Here is a 23,266-nt window from a genome sequence, read left to right on the forward strand (position 1 = left end):
CAAAAGAAATTTGATAATTTATTGAATTTTATAGATTATTTGAGCTAAGTAATTGATATGGCACTACTTATTAAAAACAACTGCATTGACTGCGACATGTGTGAACCCGAATGTCCGAATCAAGCAATTTCATATGACGGGGATAAAACGAAAATTGATCCTAATCGTTGTACTGAATGCCAAGGACATTATCCTGAACCAACATGTATGAAAGTCTGCCCTATCGATTGTATTATCGTCGATCCTGAGCATCAGGAAACACAAGAACAGCTGCTTGATAAATTTGTTCAGCTACACGCTGAGACTCTTCTAAACAAAGAGTAAACGACCACGTAGGGAAACAAGGTCTATGTCACGACGTATTATTTTGCCATTGGTGATACTCATTTTGCTTATCGCAGGTGTTCCGCTGGTCAATGGTTGGGCTGCACATAAAATTTCCAACACATTGATGCAAAATTCAGGATTAAAAATCAACAAGCATCAGTACAATTGGGGATACTTCTCAGGACAGGAAGTATTCTGGATTGCAGCACAAGATAAACCAGCTAAAGTCACCATTGATAGCCATTATTTTGGTTTAGGTCCAACGGCAAAAATTTTCTTCAATGGCAAACCAACTTTGGCAAGTCGCTGGTCTTGGCATCCATTTAGCATATCAATGAGTGGCGAACATCATTATATCGGTGACACATCGCTATTTCGTCATCTCCAGTTGACGACGATAGTGTCAAGTCATCATCTGATCAACACGGCCAAACTGAGTTCATTTCAACAAAAAACAGCCAACTCCAGCATCTTGATTAAAGGCTTTGAACTGGTTTCCAAAGCACACTATTCGAGAGCCAAATCCAGTAATGAAGAACAGGCTAAATGGCAATTTAAATTGCACATTGACCAACTTAATCTGCAAAATCCTCACTACCAGTGGGCATTAAAGGCTCTAAATTGGCATACGGATATCACACCAAAGCAGCCGCTGAGTGATTATCAGACAGATTTTGAACTTGGCAAATTGCATTATCGCGGCAAAGCGTTAGCCACAAATTTAGACAGCATTAAGGCCCACATCAGCATGCAGGCCTCACGCCAAGCTATCCATCTATTAAGCTCAACGCCATCAGGGCATTGGAATAACTGGCAACAACAATTAACGCCATTAATTGCCAATGGCTTGCATATTCAAGTGCATCCGTTGCAAATGCATGATGGCAAACAACAATTGAGTCTTCACTCATCGCTAAGTATTACTCCAACCAGTTTGAGTGATTCATCACTTGATACCATGCTGTTGCTACAAAATACCAGCATGGAGTTACATGCAAGTGCCGATAGCCAGCTTCTTGATAAGCTGTTACCCGACCCGGTATTAGCTTGGATTGAACATGCAATCCACTCCGGGCTTATCATACAACAAGGAAAGATGCTCAAAACTGATCTTATTTACCAGCGGGGCGAACTTAAACCTGATACTAGCGATTCAGATAACGATTAAGCCGGATTGGACGACATCTGGGCATTTTGCTCAACTACCCAGCCAGAAAGCATTGCTAATAATTGATGCACTGGCTGTGGCAGTTCGTCGTAATCGATATTATCAAGCAAGTTTTTAACCTCTAGTCCTAGTTGCGTATCGCCTTCAATCATGAGACGGCGTTGGAAAAATAGCGTATCAGGATCTTCGCGACGCCCCATCATGATTAGAAAGTCGTTTAAATTACCGCTAAAGCTCACATCAGATTGAAGCGCACTAGGAAAAACTTTTAACTTGCCATCCGCAAAGGTTAGCATCCAGCAACCATTGATATCACGAACCTTCAGTGCCACCCACCGATTGGTCAGAAAATCCAACTCCCCTTCGCTCACCGACTCTTTAAGCAGCTGATTTAACGCAAGCTCCATAACTGAACGCTGAACAGGAAATGGAACCCATTTAACGGGTACACTCGCCAATTTTGGGCCTTTTTGGACAAGCTGATGCTTTAGGCTTTGAAAAAGTGACACAAATCTCTCCAATAGAATGTAATAGTCGAAAGTCTAGCTATAAACACCCAATAAAAAGCTGCGTAAGGTCAAAACTGGCAACATTATCCTTAAGTAAACTTTAGCTATTGGTTTGATAAACACATATATTATGGAATTACTTTGCCCAGCCGGTAGCTTGCCAGCTGTTAAAGCGGCCGTAAATGAAGGAGCTGATGCAGTTTATATTGGCTTTAAGGATGCAACGAATGCCCGACATTTTGCGGGCCTAAACTTTGCCGGGAAACGCCTCGATCAAGCAGTTCAATACATTAAGGATCACGGTAGAAAGTTAAACATTGCCATAAATACATTTGCCCATCCCGGGCAACAAAAGGTTTGGCAGCAATCGGTCGATAGAGCAGCAAGTCTCGGTGTCGATGCGCTGATCATGGCTGATATTGGTCTTTTGGAATATACCGCCAAAAAATATCCTGATATTGCCATACATCTATCTGTTCAGGCCTCGGCAACCAATACTGCAGCCATTCACTTTTATCGCAATTTATTTAACATTAAACGCGTCGTACTGCCTCGGGTTCTGTCTATCCACCAAGTCCGCCAATTAGCGCAGCTATGTCCTGAAGTTGAATTTGAAGTCTTTGCCTTTGGCAGTTTATGCATTATGGCTGAAGGTCGCTGCTATTTATCCTCTTATTTGACCGGGGAATCACCCAATACAGTTGGGGCCTGTTCTCCGGCAAATTATGTACGTTGGCAAGAAACAGCCAACGGGCTTGAATCTCGCCTCAATAACGTACTGATTGACCGTTACCAGAGCGATGAGTCAGCTGGCTATCCAACTTTATGTAAAGGGCGATTCAATGTCGATGGTAAATGCTTTCACGTGCTTGAAGAGCCTACCAGCCTCAACACATTGGATGTGCTTCCCCAGCTATTTGCCGCCAATGTTGCCTCGGTTAAAATTGAAGGTCGCCAGCGCAGCCCTGCATATGTTGAGAAAGTTACTCGCGTGTGGCGCCAAGCTATCGATAGTTATCTGGCAGATCCAGAGCACTACCAACCACAAGGCAGCGATGTTCTTGGGCAATTAAGCGAAGGGCGACAAACCACTTTGGGCGCTTATCACCGAGCTTGGCAATAAGGGGAAATTATGCAATACGCAATTGGACCGGTTTTATATTTTTGGCCCAAAGAGGAACTCGCCGATTTTTATGACACGATAAAACAAAGTGATGTGAATATCGTTTATATGGGTGAAACGGTCTGCAATAAACGCCGTGAAATGAAGGTCAATGATTGGCTGACACTCGCCAAGGAGTTGGCCAATGTGGGCAAACAGGTCATTCTCTCAACGCAAGCCTTACTGCAAGCTCCCTCCGAAATTAAAGAGCTGGAAAGATACTGTGATAACGGCGAGTTCATGGTAGAGGCTAACGACTTTGGCGCAGTCAGTCTATTGCATCAACACAATCTGCCATTCGTCTGCGGGAGCGCCATTAATATCTATAATAAAGATGCGCTGGCAATTATGCTTTCGCAAGGGATGAAGCGCTGGGTTATGCCCGTTGAACTCTCTCGCCAATGGCTAAGTGATTTGCTCTTTGAGCTGCCAGAGCAGATGCGAGCTCAGTTTGAAGTGGAAGTTTTTGCATATGGCCATCTGCCGCTTGCGTATTCAGCACGCTGCTTTACCGCTCGCTCGCTTAATCGCAGTAAAGATGATTGCCAACTGTGCTGCAAAGATTATCCCAACGGCCGCCAAGTGCTCAGTCAAGAAGGTCAGAGCGTGTTTGTGCTCAATGGGATCCAGACGCAGTCAGGCCAGTGCTACAACTTATGTAATGATCAATCAGGCATGGAAGGGCTGGTCGATATTCTGCGGATTAGCCCTGAATATCAGCGCACCGAGCAAGTACTCAGCCAATTTAAACAAGCCGCTTTAGGGCAAAAACAGCCTCTTCATCATGAAGTGAACGGCTATTGGCATCAGGTACCAGGGCTTGAATACGTTGAATAGTTCAACTGCCACCGCCTAAAGCTGTGATTAGGATGGCAATAAAAACGGGAGCTTATAGCTCCCGAGTAATCTGTGTATGCGCCTCTTCGTAGCGTTTTAGCTCTAACAACGCTAACGAATGCTCAATGTACTCATAAATATTACTGGATAAAGCTAACTTAAACTCTTGATGAGCTAAGAAGGCATCGCCATGTTGCTGAGTATACTTAGCCATATAAAAATAGGCTTCACATAACTGCTGAGCTCGCTGCGCCGGATCTTTGGTGAGCTTTGCTTCTTCCAACAGTTGCGTTGGCGTAATCTTATTGGCAAATAGTGCAATTAACTGCCAGCCCCAGTCGCGACTATCCTGATGCGCTTTATAAGCGGCACCTACACGAGCAGTAGCTGAAAGCTCATCAATTTTACTATCAATTAAATAACGCCAAAGTACTCGATATGGGTCGTTTGGGGTTTGCGCTTCATAGCGGCGAATATCTTGCTCGGCTAACTTATATTTTTGTCCATAATAAAGCGCAACCGAACGAGCAAAATAAGCGTAGCTAAAACGTGGATCGAGCTCGATAGATGAATCAAAAGCTTCATAGGCATTATCAAGTTCATCATCTTGCAGATAATAAAGCCCCAAGAAGTTATAAGGCTGAGCAAAATCTGGTGTGATATGAATCGCTCGGCTGAAATCAAGTCGAGCCATTGCTCCTAAGCCCATTTTACTCAATACCATGCCGCGCTGATAATAAAGGTGCGATAATTTATCGTCTTGAAAACGCCCAGACTGAATCAGTTGTCCCAGCCGAATAAAGCTCGCTTGGGACTCATAGTCCGTTTGTTGCGGGGTTGCCAGCACTAGCTGCTTAGGCGAGTAGTCAACTGGCTTATGCGTTGCACAGCCAGTTAACAAAAAGGCTACAGCAGTCACTGCCCACAATGTTTTAATCATACAAATCCTTTAAAAGTCTGCTTTAGCCATCAAATAAGCTAGCTATGGCCGTTAAGGATGAACAGTATCAACTGGCGCAAATGATTTAATTAAGTCATCAAGCGCTTTAATCTGGGCCAAGAATGGTTCAAGTTTAGACAAAGGCAAGGCACTTGGTCCATCACAACGGGCATTATCTGGATCAGGATGCGCTTCTAAAAATAATCCAGCAAGTCCAGTTGCCATACCAGCGCGAGCTAATTGCAGCACCTGTTCACGGCGACCACCAGATGCTTCGCCCAAAGCACTACGACATTGCAGCGAATGAGTCACATCAAAAATAACCGGGCGATCATCGCAACTTTGTTTCATCACGCCAAAGCCAAGCATATCAACCACTAAATTGTCATAGCCAAAATTAGTGCCTCGATCACAAAGAATCAACCTTTCATTGCCGCATTCAACAAATTTATCGACCACATTCTTCATTTGTGAAGGGCTTAAAAATTGTGGTTTTTTAATATTAATGGCAGCACCCGTCTCAGCCATAGCTTGAACCAAGTCAGTTTGGCGCGCTAAAAATGCTGGAAGCTGAATAATATCAACAACTTCAGAAACAGGTTTGGCTTGAGCAGGCTCATGCACATCGGTAATCAGCGGGATAGAGAAAGTCGTTTTAATTTCTTCAAATATTTTTAGCCCCTCATCTAAGCCAGGGCCGCGATATGAGTGAATCGATGAGCGGTTAGCTTTGTCAAAAGAGGCTTTAAAAACAAAAGGGATGCCTAATTTATCCGTCACTTTGACGTAATGTTCAGCGGTTTTAAGAGCCATATCCCGCGACTCTAATACGTTCATACCTGCCAACAAGGTAAACGGTCTGTCATTGGCAATCTCAATATTGGCAACGGTTACTTTAGGTGCTGTCATCTTTCTCTCTTTTTATAAATTAACGGCAAATCACCACTCTTAAACGATCACTAACTTAGTGAATTGTCGCTGAGTCTTGTTCTAGACTGCGGATCTGAATTTTCAAAAGATCTGCAACCGGGTCCTTGGGACATTTTTCAATAAAAAATTCGTAGTCATGAATCGCTACATTGGCGCAATCAAGCTGCTGGAATAAAAATCCACGGTCACGCATTTCATGAGGGTCATCAGGATTAAAACGCAACAAAGCTTCTGAAACGCGCAGAGCTGGCTCAAATTTATCTTCCCGGATCAAGGCACTTTTAAGTGCCGATAACCAGCGAATCATCACTTCGTTATTATCAAGCGCTCGCAAATGTTCTCCGGTTAAACGCGCTAAATCGCCTTTATAACCGCGCAGTTTTAACTCTACTTCATGCAATGAGAGGAGCTCGGCACTAAACGGGTCAAAATAGACATCCCGTTCTAAAATAAACCGAAGAACGAAACAGCCAGGCAAATTGATAAACTCATAATTGAGCTCAAACTTATCAGCAAAATAGCTCACCAGCAACGCAAGGGATGCCGATGTACCTAAGCGACGTTCAATAACTGTATCAAGGAAAACATTCTGGCTATTAAAAAAGTTTTTCCAGTTGCCAGAAAATCCCAGATCGCGATAAACCAGCTCGACTAGCTGTTCTAAACGCGCTTGTTCGCTAACAGCTAACGTATGGTTCTCAGTCCACTCGTTCCACCAACTAAATAATTGATGACGGCTACTCTGAGACTCACGACCCGATAACTCTTCATTTAACGCAAGGGCTTCAATTAACAACGTGATACTCTCCTAACTAAAACCAGATAGGTTGATGGTGAATACCGGCTTTGGCAGCCATCACTAACCAACCGCAGATTCCCAACCCAATAATGACTCGCATCAGCATCTTGCGGTAATAACGCAGGCAAATCCGCATTAAAAACGCGCCGATCATGACTGAAGCAATTTGCTCAGCATACCAGATTTCTAGCCAAGGGGATTGCTGTTTTAGCAATGCGCCCCAGGCGCTAAATACAATAATGCCGAGTAAAGCACCCGCTTCAAGCTTTTGCCAATTAGCAAAAGGCGCCTCCAGCGAAGGCTTAAATATTCGCCCCCACCACATGAGCATCAATATGCCCAAAAACAGAACTTGCAGGATATTGCTTAACGCAAACACGCAGCCCCCAGCAGCCATTGGCCTTTGGTCACTCGCGGCTGTCCAGCATAATCTCGAACTGTCTCAATTTGAGTAAACCCAGCATCAGCAAAAATCTGCTGCACACTCGGCAACTGATCGTAACCGTGCTCTATCAACAACCAACCTTGCTCAACAAGATGCTTCGTAGCACCAGCTACAATGAGCTCAATATCAGCCAAGCCATGGTGCTCTGCAACCAGCGCCGAACGGGGTTCAAAGCGCACATCACCTTGGGTCAGATGTGGGTCATCCGGGTCAATATAAGGCGGATTACTCACAATTAATGAGTATTGCTGCTCGCCTAAGTTGTCAAACCAGCTCGATTGTAACCAGTGAACGCGAACTTGATTGCGCTCACCGTTGCTTTTGGCCAATTCAACAGCTTCCTCAAGCAGGTCAACACCCGTTACATTAATATCTGGGCGCTCGTGAGCAATTGCAATAGCTATAGCGCCCGTACCAGTACCTAAATCCAGCACACTATCGCCTGATTTCAGATACATTAATGCTTGTTCGACTAACACTTCAGTATCAGGTCTGGGGATCAAGGTATGTTCACTTACCTTAAAAGGCAGCGACCAAAACTCTCGCTCACCGACTAGATATGCAACTGGCTCACCCAGTGCTCGGCGCTCAATCAGCGCGTCATAGGACTGCCACTGATTCTGTGTTAGCTCCCGCTCAGGCCAAGTCATCAAATAAGTTCGCGATTGACCTAACACGAAACTGAGTAACACTCTCGCATCCAACTTTGGCGATTCTGTGCCGTTTAGTCGTTGTTGAGCATGGTTAAGCGCAGTTGCTATCGATACGTTAGTCATTCTCAGCCAAAGCAGCCAACAGATCGGCTTGATATTCTTGCATGATAGGTTGCAGCAATGAGTCTAAATCGCCTTCCATCACATCATTTAATTTGTACAAAGTAAGATTGATACGATGGTCGCTAACACGCCCTTGCGGGTAGTTATAGGTGCGAATACGTTCACTGCGATCGCCACTGGCAACCAAATTACGACGCATACTGGTTTCTTCAGCGCGGCGTTTTTCATCTTCAGCCGCTTGCAAACGAGACGCCAAAACTGCCATCGCTTTAGCACGGTTTTTATGCTGTGAGCGTTCATCCTGACATTCGACCACTAAACCCGATGGAATATGGGTAATACGAACCGCCGAATCGGTTTTGTTAATGTGCTGACCACCAGCACCAGAGGCTCTGAATGTATCAACACGAAGGTCAGCAGGATTAATCTCTACAGCTTCAGCTTCTGGCACTTCTGGCATAATCACAACAGTGACCGCAGAGGTGTGAATACGTCCTTGCGATTCAGTTTCTGGAACACGCTGAACGCGATGCCCGCCTGATTCGAACTTCATCACGCCATACACGTGGTCGCCGCTGATTTTCGCAATGAGCTCTTTATAGCCACCATGTTCGCCATCATTGCTCGATACAATTTCAATTTTCCAACCCCGGTGTTCAGCGTAACGGCTGTACATACGAAACATATCGCCGGCAAAAATAGCAGCTTCATCACCACCTGCTCCGGCACGGATTTCCAAGAAGACGTTGCGTTCATCGTTAGGATCTTTGGGCAATAACAAAATCTGCAGTTGATCTTCTAACTGCTCTAGCATCTGTTTGGCATTACTGATTTCTTCGCCTGCCATCTCACGCATCATTGGGTCGTCATCTTCTTGCATTTCCTGAGCAACCTGCAGATCTTCTTCTGCGCTCTGGTATTGCTCAAAGCAATTAACCACGCCTTCTAACTGCGAATACTCTTTAGTCAGGGCACGAAAACGCTCTTGATCACTGATAATTTCTGGCTCAGCTAACAGTGCCTGAACCTCTTCATAACGCTCTTTAAGGGTTTCTAATTTCGATAATATCGATGCTTTCATGTTGTTCTCTGTGAATTGGTCAATCGATGGTTGTCGTATCGCTACATGCGACTTTTCGCCGGACACCCAAGTGCCTGACGGATGACTTCCAGATGATCAAAACGCCCTTCTCTACCGGCTTTGTTAAGCGCCTGTGTCGGGGCATGGATTAATTTATTGGTCAGTTTAAATGCCAGCTCCTGAATCACTTCTTCAGGTGGATGGCCATTCGAGAGGGACTCCAGCGCTTTATGCACTTGCTCATCACGCATTTCAAAACAATGCGCGCGAAAGTGGCGGATACTATCGACGGTTTCTAGCGAACGAAGCCACGCCATAAATTCATCGACTTGCTGGCTAATCAAAGCTTCAGCTTGGTCGGCTTCTTCACGTCGATGCGCTAAATTTTGTTCGATAATGCCTTTGAGGTCATCGACGGTATATAAATAAACGTCACGCAGATCGCCCACTTGTGATTCGATATCACGCGGCACCGCAATATCAACCATAAACACAGGTTGATGGCGCCGGGTCTTCATCACCTGCTCCATCATCCCTTTACCGATAATCGGCAGCGGACTTGCTGTTGAGCCAATTACAATATCGGCTTGCGGAAGATAATCGGGCAGCTCATTTAAGGCGATAGCTCGCCCATCAAACTGTTTGGCAAGCTCTTGGGCCCGAGCCACTGTGCGGTTAGCCACCGTAATCTGCTTAACGCCCTGCTCTAGCAGATGTTTTGCCACTAATTCGATGGTTTCTCCGGCCCCAATCAACATGACCTTAGCCTGACTGATATCGGCAAAAATCTGTTTTGCCAAACTCACGGCTGCATAAGCGACCGAAACGGCGCTTTCCCCGATTCCTGTCTGCGTTCTAACTTCTTTAGCCGCAGCAAAGCCTCGCTGAAAACAACGCTCTAAGATCGGCCCAATAACACCGACTTCACGGGCCTCCGCATAAGCCTGTTTAACCTGACCAAGTATTTGCGGCTCACCTAAGATCATCGAGTCCAGACCTGCCGCTACCCGAATCAAATGTCGGATAACTTCAGGGCCTCGATAGACATAGAGAGACTCGCGCAATTGCTCTTCATCCAGATGCTGGAAATTAGCCAACCAGTGGATGATTGGCTCAGGATCTTCCTCGTCGCAATGAATATATAATTCAGTGCGATTACATGTCGAGACGATCACAGATTGACTATGGCAACTGTCTTGTAACTCGTTCAGGGCTTGGCTTATCTGCTCGGCACCAATGGCAGCTTTCTCGCGAAATTCCACGGAAGCTGACTCATGATTCATTCCTAATGCCAACAAGCTCATTAACTATGGTTTCTAGCTTTAACACACGATATGATATAAACCGTTAATTGTACGGGAAACCCCAACTAAAAGAAAGGAAGTTACTTGATTGGTTCCTGTGAATAATTGAATACGAAATCGTTGAGGTTCTCTTGCTTAGATATATTTTTATCATCGCCTTTTTAGCATTACTAAGTGGCTGCGCAACCCGCCCAACGCCCCCTTCTCAAGGATCTTGGCAAAAGGTAAATCAACAACTTGCAAATATTAAATCGTGGCAGATGAATGGCCAGATAGCATTTATCACCCCCAAAGTACGCCGCCGGGCTGATCTTTTTTGGCAGCATCGTCAAAGCTCTGATCAGCTCATTCTTACCGGCCCATTTGGCCAACAGTTACTCACCGCGACAATTACCGCACAAGGCGCGACGATTGTTGCTGATGACAAAACCTATCGCGGTCCAGACTCAAGCCAACTCATTTACCAGCTAACCGGTTGGCAGTTACCCATTAACCGATTACCCACCTGGCTCATAGGCCAGGTAAATGGCTCAAAATATCAATTAAATGCCCAAAATCGTCTTGCTAAGATAACTAGCGATGATGGTTGGATTTTAAGTTACCAAGCTTATATGCAGGTGGGCCATTATGTGTTGCCCCAAAAATTAAACGCAACCTCTGCCGATACCCGTTTAAAACTCATTATCGACAACTGGAAAGTTAACCCCGATACCCATGACTAGCTCTATATTTTTCCCCGCACCAGCTAAGTTAAATCTGTTTTTACACATCAATGGCCGTCGCGCTGACGGCTATCATGAACTGCAGACTTTGTTTCAATTTATCGATATCCACGATGAACTCAGTTTTGATATCACAGACAATGGCCAGCTAACGCTTGAACCCTCTTTAGCGGGCGTCAAAGATGATGATAATTTAATTATCCGTGCAGCACAGCTGCTTAAACCTTTCACCACTGATAACCAAGGAGTGCAGATTACGCTTCACAAAAATCTGCCGATGGGTGGTGGAATTGGCGGTGGCTCATCAGATGCGGCCACAACACTGGTGGTATTAAATCGCTTGTGGCAATGCGGATTAGATAATCAACAACTTGCCCAATTAGGGCGACAGTTAGGTGCCGATGTTCCCATTTTCATTCACGGGCATGCAGCATTTGCGCAAGGCATTGGCGAAGAATTAACCCCAGCCTTTCCGTTGGAGCAATTTTATCTGCTGCTCACACCCAAAGTGATGGTCTCTACAGCAAAAATTTTTAATCATCCAAATTTGCCCCGATGCACGCCTAAGTTCGCTTCAGAGCAATATTCGTATGAAAAAACGACCAATGATTGCCAGAGTATTGTTGCGGATCATTATCCCGAGGTTGCGCAGGCTCTCAAGTGGTTGGTAGAATACGCGCCAGCAAGAATGACAGGAACGGGATGCTGTATCTTTGCCCCATTTGCAACTTTACAAGCTGCTAAGGCAGTCGCAGAGCGTTGTCCGGTCCAATTTCAGGCTCGCATTTGTCAAGGGATGAATCGCTCGTCTTTATACAAAAAGCTTGAGGAACTGGGGTTGTGACCTATCATTCAATTGCAGGATTACCCCATCAACCAATCAACGGCAACACACAAACCGAGGTATTTTTACCGTGCCCGATATGAAGATTTTTGCAGGTAACGCCATACCTGAACTCGCCCATAGTATCGCTGATCGTCTCTATACTCGAACAGGCAACGTCTCTGTTGGTCGCTTTAGTGACGGCGAAATTAGCGTCGAGATTAAAGAGAACGTTCGCGGCGGGGATATTTTCATCATTCAATCTACCTGTGCTCCAACCAACGACAACTTAATGGAGTTGATCGTGATGGTTGATGCAATGCGCCGAGCATCGGCTGGACGTATCACGGCTGTTATGCCTTATTTTGGCTATGCCCGTCAGGATCGCCGACCACGTAGTGCACGTGTGCCAATTACTGCTAAAGTCGTTGCAGATTTTCTCTCCAGTGTCGGTGTTGACCGCGTACTGACTGTTGACCTGCACGCAGAACAAATTCAGGGCTTTTTCGATGTTCCTGTTGATAACGTTTTCGGTAGCCCTGTGCTAATGAGTGATATTCAGCACAAAAAACTTGACCAACCGATTGTCGTTTCACCAGATATCGGTGGTGTGGTTCGCGCTCGCGCCGTTGCTAAATTACTCAATGACACAGACCTTGCAATCATCGATAAACGTCGTCCTCGTGCTAACGTTGCACAGGTGATGAACATTATCGGTGACGTTAATGGTCGTGACTGTATTTTGGTTGATGACATGATTGATACTGGCGGAACTTTGTGCCAAGGCGCTAAAGCGCTTAAAGAAAAAGGTGCTAAACGCGTCTTTGCTTACGCCACTCACGCCGTATTCTCTGGTAACGCACCAGAAAACATTAAAAACTCAGTGATTGATGAAGTGGTTATTACCGACTCTATTCCACTGCGCCCAGAAATGCAGAAGCTGGCCAAAGTTCGTCAGTTATCATTAGCTCCTCTTCTAGCTGAAGCGATTCGCCGCGTTAGCAACGAAGAATCAATCTCTGCAATGTTCTAATCGAACTTATCAAATCAAGCTTTTAAAGCGCTCCTGTGATGGGGCGCTTTTTATTGGCAAACTTTTCACACAAGTGTTAAAATAGCGCGCCCTATTTTAAGGGGTACGGGCAGTTATTTGGTCGCGAATAGCTGTCATGATTTATTTTTGGAGAAAAATCAATGGCTAAAATTGTACTCAATGCAGAACTTCGCAGTGATCTGGGGAAAGGTGCGAGCCGCCGCCTGCGCCGTGAAGACAAAGTACCAGCAATCGTTTATGGTGCCGGTAAAGACGCGATTTCTATTGCTCTGGCCCATGACAAGCTGCTGCAAGCACAAGAAGTTGAAAGCTTCTACTCTCAGGTTCTGACCCTGAAAATTGGTAACGAAGATGTAGACGTTCTGGTTAAAGACATGCAACGTCACGCTTTCAAACCAAAAGTTCACCACGTAGACTTTTTGCGTATTAGCGCAACTGAAGCGGTTACTACTACTGTTCCTGTTCACTTTATCAATCATGAGACCAGTATCGCAGTTAGTGAAGGTGCTATTATTCACCACCACGCGACAGAAATTGAAATCAGCTGTCTGCCTAAAGACCTGCCTGAACACATTGAAGTTGATGTTGCTGAACTGGCAAATGGTGGTTCTATTCACCTGTCAGAAATTACTATGCCTGCAGGCGTAACAGCTACTGCATTAAGCAAAGGTGCTGACCACGATGTCGTTCTGGCTTCTGCCGCTATGGAACGTGGTAACTTGATTGCTGATGAAGATGAAGCTCCAGCTGCTGATGCTGATGACAGCGCTGAAGCTCCAGAAGCTGAGTAATTATGGCGAATACTATTCGCTTAATCGTGGGCCTGGGAAATCCAGGCCCCGAATACACCCAGACAAGGCATAATGCGGGCGTCTGGTTTATCGACGAAATTGCAAGCCGTTACCAAGCCACTCTCCAACCTGCTCCCAAATTTTTCGGTTATACAGGTCGCATCAGCCTCAATGGCGAAGATGTCCGATTATTAGTGCCAACAACATTTATGAATTTAAGCGGTAAAGCGATTGCAGCTTTAGCGAATTTTTATCGTATTGCGCCTGAAGAAATTCTAGTCGCTCACGATGAAATGGATATTTCACCAGGAGTTGCCAAATTAAAACAAGGCGGCGGCCATGGTGGGCATAATGGCCTTAAAGATACGATTGCCAAACTTGGTAATAACAAAAACTTTTATCGACTACGCGTTGGTATTGGCCATCCTGGGGACAAATCAAAAGTCACCGGATATGTATTAGGTAAACCACCACAAACTGAGCAACAGCTGATTGATGAAGCAATTGATGAATCGGCGCGTTGTCTTGATATATTATTTAAAGATGGTTTAGTCAAAGCACAAAATCGTCTGCATAGTTTTAAAGCAAATTAATAAGGGAATCGTGTCATGGGATTCAAATGTGGGATTGTTGGTTTACCAAACGTTGGTAAATCGACCCTATTCAATGCATTAACACAAGCAGGAATTGAAGCGGCAAACTTTCCGTTTTGTACCATTGAACCCAACACTGGGATTGTTCCTGTTCCCGATCCGCGTATGGATAAACTGGCTGAGATCGTTAATCCACAACGAATTGTTCCAACAACTATGGAATTTGTGGATATCGCAGGTCTGGTTGCGGGCGCTTCAAAAGGCGAAGGTCTGGGCAATAAATTCTTAGCCAACATCCGCGAAACGGATGCAATCGGACATGTCGTACGCTGTTTTGAAAATGAAAATATCGTACATGTCTCAGGCAAAGTTGACCCTGCTGCCGATATCGAAACAATCAATACTGAACTGGCATTGGCCGATTTAGAAAGCTGTGAAAAAGCGATTATTCGAGTCACCAAAAAAGCCAAGGGTGGCGATAAAGACGCCAAAATTGAGCTACCTGTTCTGGAAAAAATCGTTGGCCATCTAGGCGAAGGCGAAATGATCCGCAGTTTAGGCTTGGATGAGGATGAAATAAAAGCTATTAGCTACATGAACTTTCTCACCTTAAAACCGACCATGTATATTGCCAACGTCAATGATGATGGGTTTGAAAACAACCCTTATTTGGATGTTGTCAGTGAGATTGCAGCCAAAGAAAATGCCGTAGTCGTTGCGGTTTGTGCTGAAATTGAAGGTGAGATTGCTGAGCTAGAACCTGAAGAAAAAGCCGAGTTTATGGCTGAAATGGGTCTTGAAGAACCTGGCTTAAACCGAGTCATTCGCGCCGGTTATACACTGCTCAACCTGCAAACTTATTTCACTGCTGGTGTTAAAGAAGTTCGCGCATGGACAGTACGTATTGGTGCAACAGCACCACAGGCAGCGGCTGTGATCCATACCGACTTTGAACGTGGTTTTATCCGTGCTGAAGTGATTGCCTATGAAGATTTCATCACCTATGGTGGTGAAGCAGGAGCCAAAGAAGCAGGTAAATGGCGCCAAGAAGGGAAAACTTACAAAGTCGCTGATGGCGATGTTATTCACTTCTTATTTAACGTCTAATTAGACCTAATAGAATCTGTCAGTTCAACTTAGAGCTGACAGATTATCTTTGCTCAAACCTTTTTCTTCTTGCTTTTCTTTGTTCCCTGCTCCAAACGATATTCTTCGTAATCACTTTTAATTTCTGTGCTCGTAAATTAGCTTAAAATTGGTCAAAAATAGAGCAACAGCGCATGCTACTACATGTTTTCTAATGCCGAATATACGTAACATAGCCGAATACTTTAATAATGAATTTATTTATAATAGCATTATTATATTAACTAAAATATTATTAGCGCATTAAATCAAGCTGGTGATGAGAGCATTAGATTTAAGGAAATGTCATGAGTAGCCGTCTTTCAGCATTAGTTGGTTTTATAACAGCTTTATCTCTAGGCGTCTCTTTTTACTGTCAGAGTAAACAGCTCAAATCAAAAACCAACGATAGTGAATATGCCAAACTCAAACAACATGCCAAGAAACTTTGTTTTAAAAGTGCCCGAATTAATGCTCAACAATATAGTTGCTGTATGGAATTTATTATCACCGATGAGTCGCTCGGTATGCGTTGTTACTGGCCTTCGTTTGCAATCGTCACAAAATATGAAGATTTAACATTATCTAAAAGCAGAGCCTTTATTAGATCGAAGGTGCGATTACACATATCTAATCGAAAAGAAAAAATAGAAATAAGCCACTCATTAGCGAAGAAACTAGCAAAGCTCTCTGGTGGAAAGTTTCGATATGGTGATATTTAGCATTTTAAATAAGCTAAACCTGTAGTCTAAATTATTTATTCTTCTTATGAGATTGTGCATAAAAAAAGGCGCTTAATTCAGCGCCTTTTTCAATGCGTGACGAATATTAACCTTGCAGGCCTTGCTTAGCTAAGTACTCATCATAGCTGCCGTGGAAGTCATGTACACCATCGGCGGTAATTTCGATAATGCGAGTCGCGATTGAAGAAACGAACTGCCGGTCATGAGAGATAAACATCAACGTTCCTGGGTAGTTTTCAAGCGCTAGGTTCAATGCTTCAATTGATTCCATATCCATATGGTTAGTCGGTTCATCCATCAACAGAATATTTGGTTGCTGTAAAATCAGTTTACCAAACAACATACGCCCCTGCTCTCCACCTGAAATAACCTTCACTGACTTGGTAATTTCATTTTGGGAGAACAACATCCGGCCGAGAATACCGCGTACCGTTTGCTCGTCATCCCCTTCTTTTTTCCACTGTCCCATCCAATCTAGCAGATTCATATCTTCGCTAAATTCGTGGGCATGGTCTTGAGCATAGAAGCCGATGTTGTTGTTTTCTGACCATTTGATCTCACCAGCCATTGGCGCCATGGCTCCTGCTAAAGTGTTAAGCAAGGTTGATTTACCAATCCCGTTTTGACCAATAATGGCAATCCGCTCACCTACTTCGACCATTAAATTCACGTCATTAAAGAGAATATTTTCGCCATAGCCCTGTTTTAAGCCAGTCACTTCTAGCGCATTACGAAACAGTTCTTTGCTTTGTTCAAAACGGATAAATGGCGATTGACGGCTTGAAGGTTTAACCTCTTCAAGCTGAATTTTATCGAGTAATTTTTGCCGAGAAGTAGCCTGTTTAGCTTTTGATGCATTCGCTGAGAAACGGCTCACGAATGTTTTAAGCTCAGCAATCTGTGCTTTTTTCTTAGCATTATCAGCTTGCAAACGATCACGCGCCTGTTCTGCGGCAATCATGTATTCATCATAGTTACCATGGAACATACGCAGCTCACCGTAATCTAAATCAGCCATATGCGTACAAACGGTGTTCAAGAAGTGACGGTCATGGGAAATGATAATCATGGTGCAGTTACGCGCCGTTAAGACCTGCTCTAACCATGCGATAGTATGCATATCAAGGTTGTTGGTCGGTTCATCGAGCAGCATCACGTCAGGCTCAGCAAACAACACTTGGGCTAACAATACTCGCAGTTTTAAACCAGGAGCAATTTCACTCATCAAACCAAAATGCTGCGCTTCATCAATCCCAAGTCCTAACAATAGTTCACCGGCACGAGCTTCGGCAGAATAGCCATCCATCTCAGCAAATTGAGTTTCCAGATCGCCAACTCGCATCCCGTCTTCATCTGACATTTCTGGTAATGAATAGATGCGATCGCGTTCTTCTTTCACCGCCCAGAGCTCTTTATGGCCCATAATCACGGTATCAATGACGCTGTATTGCTCAAAAGCAAATTGGTCCTGACCCAGTTTGGCAATGCGCTCGTTAGGGTCATAAACCACGTTTCCTGATGAAGGCTCTAATTCGCCGCTTAAAATTTTCATGAACGTCGATTTGCCGCAACCATTGGCGCCAATCAGGCCATAACGATTGCCATGACCAAACTTGATCGAAATGTCTTCAAATAGTGGCTTAGCGCCAAATTGCATGGTGATATTTGCGGTTGATAGCACAAGAACTTCCCAGACTGGATAAACAACAAAATAAAGTGAAAGTCTCTCTCACTTTTCGAGCGGGTGATTCTATCAGGTTTTTAAGTTCGTATCAGTCCTTGATTGATTATTTTTTATCCTTTTTAGTGAATTTAATCACGCTAAAACCGCTGCTGGGGGAAATAATTATGGGAGCTATCACAAATCAATTTATTTTTTCTTTTCTTAAAGCCTGTCTTAAGCCTCGGCGTTCAATGAGCTGTTAAATGAATACATTCGAACTTCTTCTCGAATTTGCCAACCGAGGCGCTGATAGAACTTTTTAGCACTCTCATTGGCAATATTTACAAATAGATGCATTTTTGCGATGCCAGAACCGCTCAGCGCATTCACAGCTTGTCCAACAAGAGCACGACCAATACCCTGCGAGCGATACTCAAGCGACACCGAGAGATGTTGAATATAGCCGCGACGTCCATCGGTTCCAGCTAAAATTGTCCCCACAATTTCGTTATTTTCATTTTCTGCTACAAAACTTAAGTTTTGATTGCGCGCTAAATAACCGCCAATATTGGTTTGACTATCCGCTTCTCTTAACAACATTTCGTCAGTTTGTAGCCACAATGCCATCACCGCATCATAGTCATCAATTTTCATAGGGCGATACTGAATCATTTTTATTCCTTTTCAAGCTTACGAAGAATGACCAAATTCCAACAAATTATTATAAATTAATCAGTTATATATTTTTGATAAATAACATTTTAAAATTATCGCTTTAGCCTAGCCAAGTAAAGATGTTATTAATATTCCTCGGCATCACCTAGATGGTGCTTGATTACGTTACTCAAGGATGTTGTAGCATGCCAGCCTATCAGAAGATTTTTAAAGTCCGTCGTCAATATAATCAGTGGGTAGCCAACCAAACACTTGAAGACTATGCGCTGCGTTTTACCGCTAAACGTACCTCCAGAATGTCCATTGCCAAAGTGGGCCAAACCGCATTGGGGGCAACCGCATTTCTGGCCCTTGAAGGGTTAGCAGCGACTGTGACCTTAATGTGTGGATTTACCAACACCATCAGTGCGATGTTGGCTGTGTGCACCATTTTTTTTATCACAGGGCTGCCGATTAGTTATTACAGCGCCAAGTTCGGCTTAGACATTGACCTTCTCACTCGAGGGGCAGGCTTTGGGTATTTAGGCTCAACGCTGACGTCATTAATTTACGCATCATTCACATTTATCTTTTTTGCCATCGAATCGGCCATTTTAGCCTCAGCCTTACATGCCCTTCTACATATTCCATTGGCTATCGCCTATCTCATTTGTGCGCTAGCTGTCATTCCAATTGTGACCCATGGGATCACGGCAATCAGTCGTTTTCAGGCGTTGAGTCAATGGTTATGGCTGACGCTGCAAGTGATTGCATTAGTAGTTGTAATTGGCTACGAACATGACAGTTTATTTGCCTGGAGCCAATATCCAGCGCCTGGACAAGCAACGGATCACTTTGACCTGATTCGTTTTGGTCTGGCGGCTTCGGTCTTTTTTGCGATGGTGGCACAAATTGGTGAGCAGGTGGATTATCTGCGCTTTTTACCCTCTAAAACGAAGAAAAATCGCGCTCATTGGTGGTTCTGGCTTATTTTAACGGGGCCAGGCTGGGTGATTGTGGGCGCGATTAAAATGTTATTGGGCTCATTTTTAGGCTATCTGGCCATAAGCAGTGGTATCAGTTTAGAGCGAGCCAGTGACCCAACCTATATGTATCAAAGCGTATTTACCACGCTTAGCCAATCGCCTCAATGGGGGCTCATTCTGGCGGCATTAATGGTGATTGTTTGCCAGATGAAGATTAATGTCACCAATGCCTATGCAGGCTCCATCGCTTGGTCTAACTTTTTCTCTCGCGTCACCCATAATCACCCGGGGCGAGTGGTCTGGCTCATCTTTAATGTCTCTTTAGCACTGCTATTGATGGAGTTTGGCATCTATCACGCGCTCGAGGCAATTTTGGGGGTTTTTGCCATCGTGGCACTAAGCTGGCTTGGCTGTGTTGCGGCAGATTTAATGATCAATAAACCGCTTGGTCTGAGCCCCAAAATGGTGGAATTTAAACGCGCCCATCTTTACGATGTCAACCCGGTGGGCTGCGGGGCGATGGCCATTGCCACGTTAGTTGGGATGATCTGTTACTTAGGGTTTTTCGGCTCACTCGCTCGCAGTTTGTGTGATTTTATTAGTTTGGGATGCTGCTTTATCTGCGTGCCTTTATTTGCCTGGATTACCAAAGGCCGATATTACCTCGCACGAGAACCAGATGCTGAACTCAGCCATCGCCATGGGACTGTCAAATGTGGCATTTGCGAAAACCATTTCGAAGCGCAAGATATGAGTTATTGTCCGGCCTACGGCGTTTATATCTGTTCGCTGTGCTGCTCGCTTGATGCTCGCTGTCTCGATAGCTGTAAACCGCATGCACGAATTAGCCGCCAAACGCTGGATGTGCTGCGCCATCTGTTGCCGCGCAAATACATCAAGCGATTACGCTCACGCTTAGCCCGCTTTATTGGTTATCTGATTATCGTAAACTTAGTGAACGCGGCAATTTTAGCTTTAGTCTATCAACAATTTGTAACGCTCGATCCAGAGCAGAGTCACGTTCTTGGACAGGCGTTGTGGTCGCTCTTTTTCATTATTCTTATCTGTTCGGGAGTCATTACCTGGGTGTTACTGCTGGCGCATGAAAGCCGACTCGTTGCACAGATGGAATCAAACCGACAAACCCGCAAACTGCTGCGCGAAGTTGATGCCCACCAGCAAACTGATTTAAAACTCCAAGAAGCAAAAGATCAGGCCGAAAAAGCCAACGCGGCGAAAAGCCGCTACTTAAGTGGGATTAGCCATGAATTGCGTACACCTTTGCAATCAATATTAGGTTATGCCCATCTGCTGGCCACTAATAATGATATCTCAGCGAAAACCCAACAGGGGCTGACGATCATTAGTCGCAGTAGCCGCTATTTAACCGATCTGATTGATGGCCTATTGGATATTTCTCGAATTGAAGCAGGCAAATTAGAACTTGCTCGCAATGAGTTAAATATTTCAGCGCTGATTGATGAGCTCTCCGAGATGTTTAAAATGCAAGCGCAGGCTAAAGGACTCGCCTTTCAATGTAATATTGTCAGCCGTTTACCAGAAACTGTGGTCACCGATACTAAACGTCTGCGCCAGATTCTCATTAACCTGCTTTCTAATGCCATTAAATATACCGAATCAGGCAAAGTGAGCTTTGAAATCGCTTATCGTAATCAGGTGGCAGAGTTTGTTATTCGCGACACGGGCCCTGGCATCCCAGAAAAAGAACAAAATCGATTGTTCTTACCTTTTGAGCGCAATAATGTCCACCCGGGAACCCCAGGCACGGGTTTAGGGCTAACCATTGTCAAACTGTTATGCGAAATTATGGGCGGGAACTTAAACCTAAAAAGTTCATCCGCCGGCAGCACCTTTACCGTCAGTTTAATGTTACCATGGGTACTGCATAGTCAAAGTGCCCAAAGCCTCATGCGAAAAGTCACTGGTTTTCATGGCAATAGTAAACGCTTATTGGTGGTTGATGATGACCAGCAATTTACCGAGCTGTTACATGATTACTTAACGCCGTTGGGGTTTTCGCTAACCATTGCCAACCGTTTTGCGAAAGCTCAGCAGATCTGTGAACAATCAAACTTTGATTTATACCTGCTAGATATTAATTTACCCGATGGCAGTGGCCTAGAGCTAACCGCATGGCTGCGCGAGCATCAGGTAAATTCAGTGATTTACATGCTCTCAGCCAACGCTGCCGAGCAGTTCAAAAGCAGTGAAGCACATCAGTATGACCGTTTCTTTGCCAAACCAATTGCCCTAGAGCAGCTGCGCCAAAGTATTGGGGATGCACTAAATTTGCACTGGCGCTTTGCAGATGAACACGCTGAGCTCGAGACGGTATTACCAAAACCAGAGCAAGATGGTGCACAGTTGAGCCGGCTTTTGAATTATGCACAAATTGGATATAAGAAAGGAGTCACTCAAATTCTCGAGCAACTGGCCCACTCAACCCAATTAAACCATAGTCAGCTACAACAACTCTATGATTTAAACGAGCACTGCCAATTCGCCCAAATGGTGACTTATCTGGAGCAATACAAGTGATAAATTTTAACCACGAAACCATTCTGGTGGTCGATGACTCAGCTGAAACCTTAAGCTTTATCAACGATGTCTTAGAACAAGCAGGAATGGATGTGCTCGTTGCGCTAGAGGGTAAACAGGCACTGACGATTGCCTCGCAAATTCGCCCCGATATGATTTTACTTGATGCGATGATGCCAGCAATGGATGGCTTTAGCACTTGTGAACAGCTTAAATCCTCTGCCCTGCTTGCCGATATTCCGGTTATCTTTATGACCGGATTGTCACAGACTCAAGATATTATCCGCGGCTTAGAAGCAGGCGGTGTTGATTATCTGACCAAACCTATCGAACCTGATGAGTTACTGGCTCGAATGCGAGTTCACCTCAATAATGCTAAACGAGCAGCCAGTGCTCAAACAGCTCTTGATACCACCGGCCAACATCTTTTAACGGTTAACCGCTTAGGTCGCCTAACCTGGGCGACCCCGCTGGCCCAGCAAAAACTCGCACCGTTATTAGAAGACCCAATCATGTTAAGTTCGCTTAGCGCCAAATTAATCCAATGGCAGAGCACTGAGCCAAATGTTGGCGCCACACTTGAACAAAAGTTTGCAGATGTCACTATCGGTTTTGATTATCAGGGGCAAACGCCACAAAATGAGATGTTACTGCGACTGATTGATTTAAGCGAAGATCAGGGGCCTAAAAAACTTAAAGATCGTCTTGAGCTTATAACCGAGCGTGAGTCAGAGGTGCTCTATTGGCTAGCAAATGGCAAAACCAACCGCGAAATTGCCCTGATTCTTTCGGTAAGTCCAAGAACAGTGAATAAGCATTTAGAATTATTATTTCCCAAACTTGGTGTAGAAAATCGAACCGCAGCGGCAGCGATTGCATTAAAAATATTATCGATATAAATCAAATAAATTGAATGAGTTGAAAAAGCCACCTTTTTGTAGGTGGCTTTTTATTATTTAATAAAAAACGTAATAGTTTAAATATTACGACGCATTGAATACCAAACTTAGAAGTCAGGATCCATTGAGCCTTGATAGGTGTCTAAAAAGTCTAAGCGTGTTTCATCCTGACTCTTTTGAATTTCAGCTGCAGTGGTAGACTGATGATTCTGTGCAGTACTTGCAGTCGTACTTGGCTGACTTGCACAGCTACTGAGAGAAAATACCAATGCCAGAACGCCAACCAATGATAAACCTAGCGTTTTTATTTTATTAATGACCATGCTAAACCTCCATTAATGAATATTCTTTATACGCTATAAATAATACTATAAAA

The 23,266-nt window shown here is 44.4% G+C and carries 24 protein-coding genes; 13 read left to right on the forward strand and 11 right to left on the reverse strand.

All coding sequences use genetic code 11. The features are described from left to right. Positions 1 to 57: 57 nt before the first annotated feature. Complete coding sequence (locus tag ABTQ23_RS02440) at positions 58 to 324, forward strand: YfhL family 4Fe-4S dicluster ferredoxin (RefSeq protein ID WP_408614051.1); 267 nt, start codon at positions 58 to 60, stop codon at positions 322 to 324. 25 nt (positions 325 to 349) lie between these two features. After that, a complete protein-coding gene (locus ABTQ23_RS02445; protein ID WP_408614052.1) occupies positions 350 to 1,495 on the forward strand; it encodes a DUF945 family protein in 1,146 nt (381 codons plus the stop codon). Here the strand turns inward: ABTQ23_RS02445 and ubiT are convergent. After that, on the reverse strand, positions 1,492 to 2,004 hold the full coding sequence (gene ubiT / locus ABTQ23_RS02450; protein WP_408614053.1) for a ubiquinone anaerobic biosynthesis accessory factor UbiT: 513 nt from the start codon (positions 2,002 to 2,004) through the stop codon (positions 1,492 to 1,494). The genes ABTQ23_RS02445 and ubiT overlap by 4 nt on opposite strands. Before the next feature lie 130 nt (positions 2,005 to 2,134). Here ubiT and ubiU point away from each other — a divergent pair, with 130 nt between their 5' ends. Next, the gene (ubiU, locus tag ABTQ23_RS02455; RefSeq protein ID WP_408614054.1) at positions 2,135 to 3,127 is read left to right on the forward strand and encodes a ubiquinone anaerobic biosynthesis protein UbiU; all 993 of its coding nucleotides are present in this window, start codon (positions 2,135 to 2,137) and stop codon (positions 3,125 to 3,127) included. 9 nt (positions 3,128 to 3,136) lie between these two features. Next, complete coding sequence (locus ABTQ23_RS02460) at positions 3,137 to 4,003, forward strand: U32 family peptidase (protein WP_408614055.1); 867 nt, start codon at positions 3,137 to 3,139, stop codon at positions 4,001 to 4,003. A gap of 52 nt (positions 4,004 to 4,055) precedes the next feature. Here ABTQ23_RS02460 and nlpI read toward each other — a convergent pair whose 3' ends face one another. From nlpI to hemA, 7 genes are read right to left on the reverse strand one after another with little or no spacing between them, the layout of a single operon-like run. Continuing rightward, positions 4,056 to 4,943, reverse strand: coding sequence for a lipoprotein NlpI (nlpI, locus tag ABTQ23_RS02465; protein ID WP_408614056.1), 888 nt, complete (start codon positions 4,941 to 4,943; stop codon positions 4,056 to 4,058). Between the two features lie 51 nt (positions 4,944 to 4,994). Continuing rightward, a complete protein-coding gene (gene kdsA, locus ABTQ23_RS02470; protein ID WP_408614057.1) occupies positions 4,995 to 5,852 on the reverse strand; it encodes a 3-deoxy-8-phosphooctulonate synthase in 858 nt (285 codons plus the stop codon). 55 nt (positions 5,853 to 5,907) lie between these two features. Beyond that, positions 5,908 to 6,669 carry a SirB1 family protein gene (locus ABTQ23_RS02475; RefSeq protein WP_408614058.1) on the reverse strand — a complete coding sequence of 254 codons (762 nt, stop codon included), beginning with the start codon at positions 6,667 to 6,669 and terminating at the stop codon, positions 5,908 to 5,910. A gap of 16 nt (positions 6,670 to 6,685) precedes the next feature. Then, on the reverse strand, positions 6,686 to 7,051 hold the full coding sequence (locus ABTQ23_RS02480; RefSeq protein WP_408614059.1) for a hypothetical protein: 366 nt from the start codon (positions 7,049 to 7,051) through the stop codon (positions 6,686 to 6,688). Next, positions 7,039 to 7,893, reverse strand: a complete 855-nt coding sequence (gene prmC / locus ABTQ23_RS02485; protein WP_408614060.1) for a peptide chain release factor N(5)-glutamine methyltransferase — start codon at positions 7,891 to 7,893, stop codon at positions 7,039 to 7,041. Before prmC ends, ABTQ23_RS02480 begins: the two co-directional genes overlap by 13 nt. Next, positions 7,886 to 8,974: a peptide chain release factor 1 gene (prfA, locus tag ABTQ23_RS02490; protein WP_408614061.1), complete on the reverse strand. Its 1,089-nt coding sequence runs from the start codon at positions 8,972 to 8,974 to the stop codon at positions 7,886 to 7,888. The genes prmC and prfA overlap by 8 nt, the downstream gene beginning before the upstream one ends. 41 nt (positions 8,975 to 9,015) lie before the next feature. Beyond that, positions 9,016 to 10,278 (reverse strand): glutamyl-tRNA reductase, encoded by a 1,263-nt coding sequence (gene hemA / locus ABTQ23_RS02495; protein WP_408614062.1) that lies wholly within the window; start codon positions 10,276 to 10,278, stop codon positions 9,016 to 9,018. A 131-nt stretch (positions 10,279 to 10,409) separates the two neighbouring features. Between hemA and lolB the strand changes: the two genes are divergently transcribed. From lolB to ABTQ23_RS02530, 7 genes are all read left to right on the forward strand, one after another. Continuing rightward, positions 10,410 to 11,000 (forward strand): lipoprotein insertase outer membrane protein LolB, encoded by a 591-nt coding sequence (gene lolB / locus ABTQ23_RS02500; protein ID WP_408614063.1) that lies wholly within the window; start codon positions 10,410 to 10,412, stop codon positions 10,998 to 11,000. Further along, positions 10,987 to 11,844, forward strand: a complete 858-nt coding sequence (gene ispE, locus ABTQ23_RS02505; RefSeq protein ID WP_408614491.1) for a 4-(cytidine 5'-diphospho)-2-C-methyl-D-erythritol kinase — start codon at positions 10,987 to 10,989, stop codon at positions 11,842 to 11,844. Before lolB ends, ispE begins: the two co-directional genes overlap by 14 nt. A gap of 70 nt (positions 11,845 to 11,914) precedes the next feature. After that, entirely contained in the window at positions 11,915 to 12,856 is a 942-nt protein-coding gene (locus ABTQ23_RS02510; RefSeq protein ID WP_408614064.1) for a ribose-phosphate pyrophosphokinase, read from the forward strand. 161 nt (positions 12,857 to 13,017) lie between these two features. After that, positions 13,018 to 13,668 carry a 50S ribosomal protein L25/general stress protein Ctc gene (locus tag ABTQ23_RS02515; protein WP_408614065.1) on the forward strand — a complete coding sequence of 217 codons (651 nt, stop codon included), beginning with the start codon at positions 13,018 to 13,020 and terminating at the stop codon, positions 13,666 to 13,668. A 2-nt stretch (positions 13,669 to 13,670) separates the two neighbouring features. Beyond that, positions 13,671 to 14,261 (forward strand): aminoacyl-tRNA hydrolase, encoded by a 591-nt coding sequence (gene pth, locus ABTQ23_RS02520; protein ID WP_408614066.1) that lies wholly within the window; start codon positions 13,671 to 13,673, stop codon positions 14,259 to 14,261. Between the two features lie 15 nt (positions 14,262 to 14,276). After that, entirely contained in the window at positions 14,277 to 15,368 is a 1,092-nt protein-coding gene (gene ychF, locus ABTQ23_RS02525) for a redox-regulated ATPase YchF (RefSeq protein ID WP_408614067.1), read from the forward strand. A 326-nt stretch (positions 15,369 to 15,694) separates the two neighbouring features. Continuing rightward, complete coding sequence (locus ABTQ23_RS02530; protein WP_408614068.1) at positions 15,695 to 16,108, forward strand: hypothetical protein; 414 nt, start codon at positions 15,695 to 15,697, stop codon at positions 16,106 to 16,108. A gap of 106 nt (positions 16,109 to 16,214) precedes the next feature. Here the strand turns inward: ABTQ23_RS02530 and ABTQ23_RS02535 are convergent, their stop codons facing one another. Beyond that, complete coding sequence (locus ABTQ23_RS02535) at positions 16,215 to 17,810, reverse strand: ABC-F family ATPase (RefSeq protein WP_408614069.1); 1,596 nt, start codon at positions 17,808 to 17,810, stop codon at positions 16,215 to 16,217. 216 nt (positions 17,811 to 18,026) lie between these two features. Further along, positions 18,027 to 18,464 carry a GNAT family N-acetyltransferase gene (locus ABTQ23_RS02540; RefSeq protein WP_408614070.1) on the reverse strand — a complete coding sequence of 146 codons (438 nt, stop codon included), beginning with the start codon at positions 18,462 to 18,464 and terminating at the stop codon, positions 18,027 to 18,029. Between the two features lie 188 nt (positions 18,465 to 18,652). Here ABTQ23_RS02540 and ABTQ23_RS02545 point away from each other — a divergent pair, with 188 nt between their 5' ends. Beyond that, positions 18,653 to 21,991 (forward strand): hybrid sensor histidine kinase/response regulator, encoded by a 3,339-nt coding sequence (locus tag ABTQ23_RS02545; protein ID WP_408614071.1) that lies wholly within the window; start codon positions 18,653 to 18,655, stop codon positions 21,989 to 21,991. After that, positions 21,991 to 22,890 carry a response regulator gene (locus tag ABTQ23_RS02550; protein ID WP_408614492.1) on the forward strand — a complete coding sequence of 300 codons (900 nt, stop codon included), beginning with the start codon at positions 21,991 to 21,993 and terminating at the stop codon, positions 22,888 to 22,890. Before ABTQ23_RS02545 ends, ABTQ23_RS02550 begins: the two co-directional genes overlap by 1 nt. 107 nt (positions 22,891 to 22,997) lie before the next feature. Here the strand turns inward: ABTQ23_RS02550 and ABTQ23_RS02555 are convergent, their stop codons facing one another. Continuing rightward, positions 22,998 to 23,213: a hypothetical protein gene (locus ABTQ23_RS02555; protein ID WP_408614072.1), complete on the reverse strand. Its 216-nt coding sequence runs from the start codon at positions 23,211 to 23,213 to the stop codon at positions 22,998 to 23,000. Positions 23,214 to 23,266 lie beyond the last annotated feature (53 nt).

Source organism: Celerinatantimonas sediminis (assembly GCF_046054195.1).
Taxonomy (GTDB): domain Bacteria; phylum Pseudomonadota; class Gammaproteobacteria; order Enterobacterales; family Celerinatantimonadaceae; genus Celerinatantimonas.

Excerpts from the sequence above, each read along its gene's own strand:
- nlpI (WP_408614056.1), bottom strand. The coding sequence starts at position 4,943 with ATGATTAAAACATTGTGGGCAGTGACTGCTGTAGCCTTTTTGTTAACT.
- ubiU (WP_408614054.1), top strand. The coding sequence starts at position 2,135 with ATGGAATTACTTTGCCCAGCCGGTAGCTTGCCAGCTGTTAAAGCGGCC.
- ABTQ23_RS02445 (WP_408614052.1), top strand. The coding sequence starts at position 350 with ATGTCACGACGTATTATTTTGCCATTGGTGATACTCATTTTGCTTATC.
- ABTQ23_RS02460 (WP_408614055.1), top strand. The coding sequence starts at position 3,137 with ATGCAATACGCAATTGGACCGGTTTTATATTTTTGGCCCAAAGAGGAA.
- prmC (WP_408614060.1), bottom strand. The coding sequence starts at position 7,893 with ATGACTAACGTATCGATAGCAACTGCGCTTAACCATGCTCAACAACGA.
- pth (WP_408614066.1), top strand. The coding sequence starts at position 13,671 with ATGGCGAATACTATTCGCTTAATCGTGGGCCTGGGAAATCCAGGCCCC.
- ABTQ23_RS02540 (WP_408614070.1), bottom strand. The coding sequence starts at position 18,464 with ATGATTCAGTATCGCCCTATGAAAATTGATGACTATGATGCGGTGATG.
- ychF (WP_408614067.1), top strand. The coding sequence starts at position 14,277 with ATGGGATTCAAATGTGGGATTGTTGGTTTACCAAACGTTGGTAAATCG.
- kdsA (WP_408614057.1), bottom strand. The coding sequence starts at position 5,852 with ATGACAGCACCTAAAGTAACCGTTGCCAATATTGAGATTGCCAATGAC.
- prfA (WP_408614061.1), bottom strand. The coding sequence starts at position 8,974 with ATGAAAGCATCGATATTATCGAAATTAGAAACCCTTAAAGAGCGTTAT.
- ABTQ23_RS02440 (WP_408614051.1), top strand. The coding sequence starts at position 58 with ATGGCACTACTTATTAAAAACAACTGCATTGACTGCGACATGTGTGAA.
- ABTQ23_RS02530 (WP_408614068.1), top strand. The coding sequence starts at position 15,695 with ATGAGTAGCCGTCTTTCAGCATTAGTTGGTTTTATAACAGCTTTATCT.
- hemA (WP_408614062.1), bottom strand. The coding sequence starts at position 10,278 with ATGAGCTTGTTGGCATTAGGAATGAATCATGAGTCAGCTTCCGTGGAA.
- ABTQ23_RS02515 (WP_408614065.1), top strand. The coding sequence starts at position 13,018 with ATGGCTAAAATTGTACTCAATGCAGAACTTCGCAGTGATCTGGGGAAA.
- ABTQ23_RS02545 (WP_408614071.1), top strand. The coding sequence starts at position 18,653 with ATGCCAGCCTATCAGAAGATTTTTAAAGTCCGTCGTCAATATAATCAG.
- ABTQ23_RS02555 (WP_408614072.1), bottom strand. The coding sequence starts at position 23,213 with ATGGTCATTAATAAAATAAAAACGCTAGGTTTATCATTGGTTGGCGTT.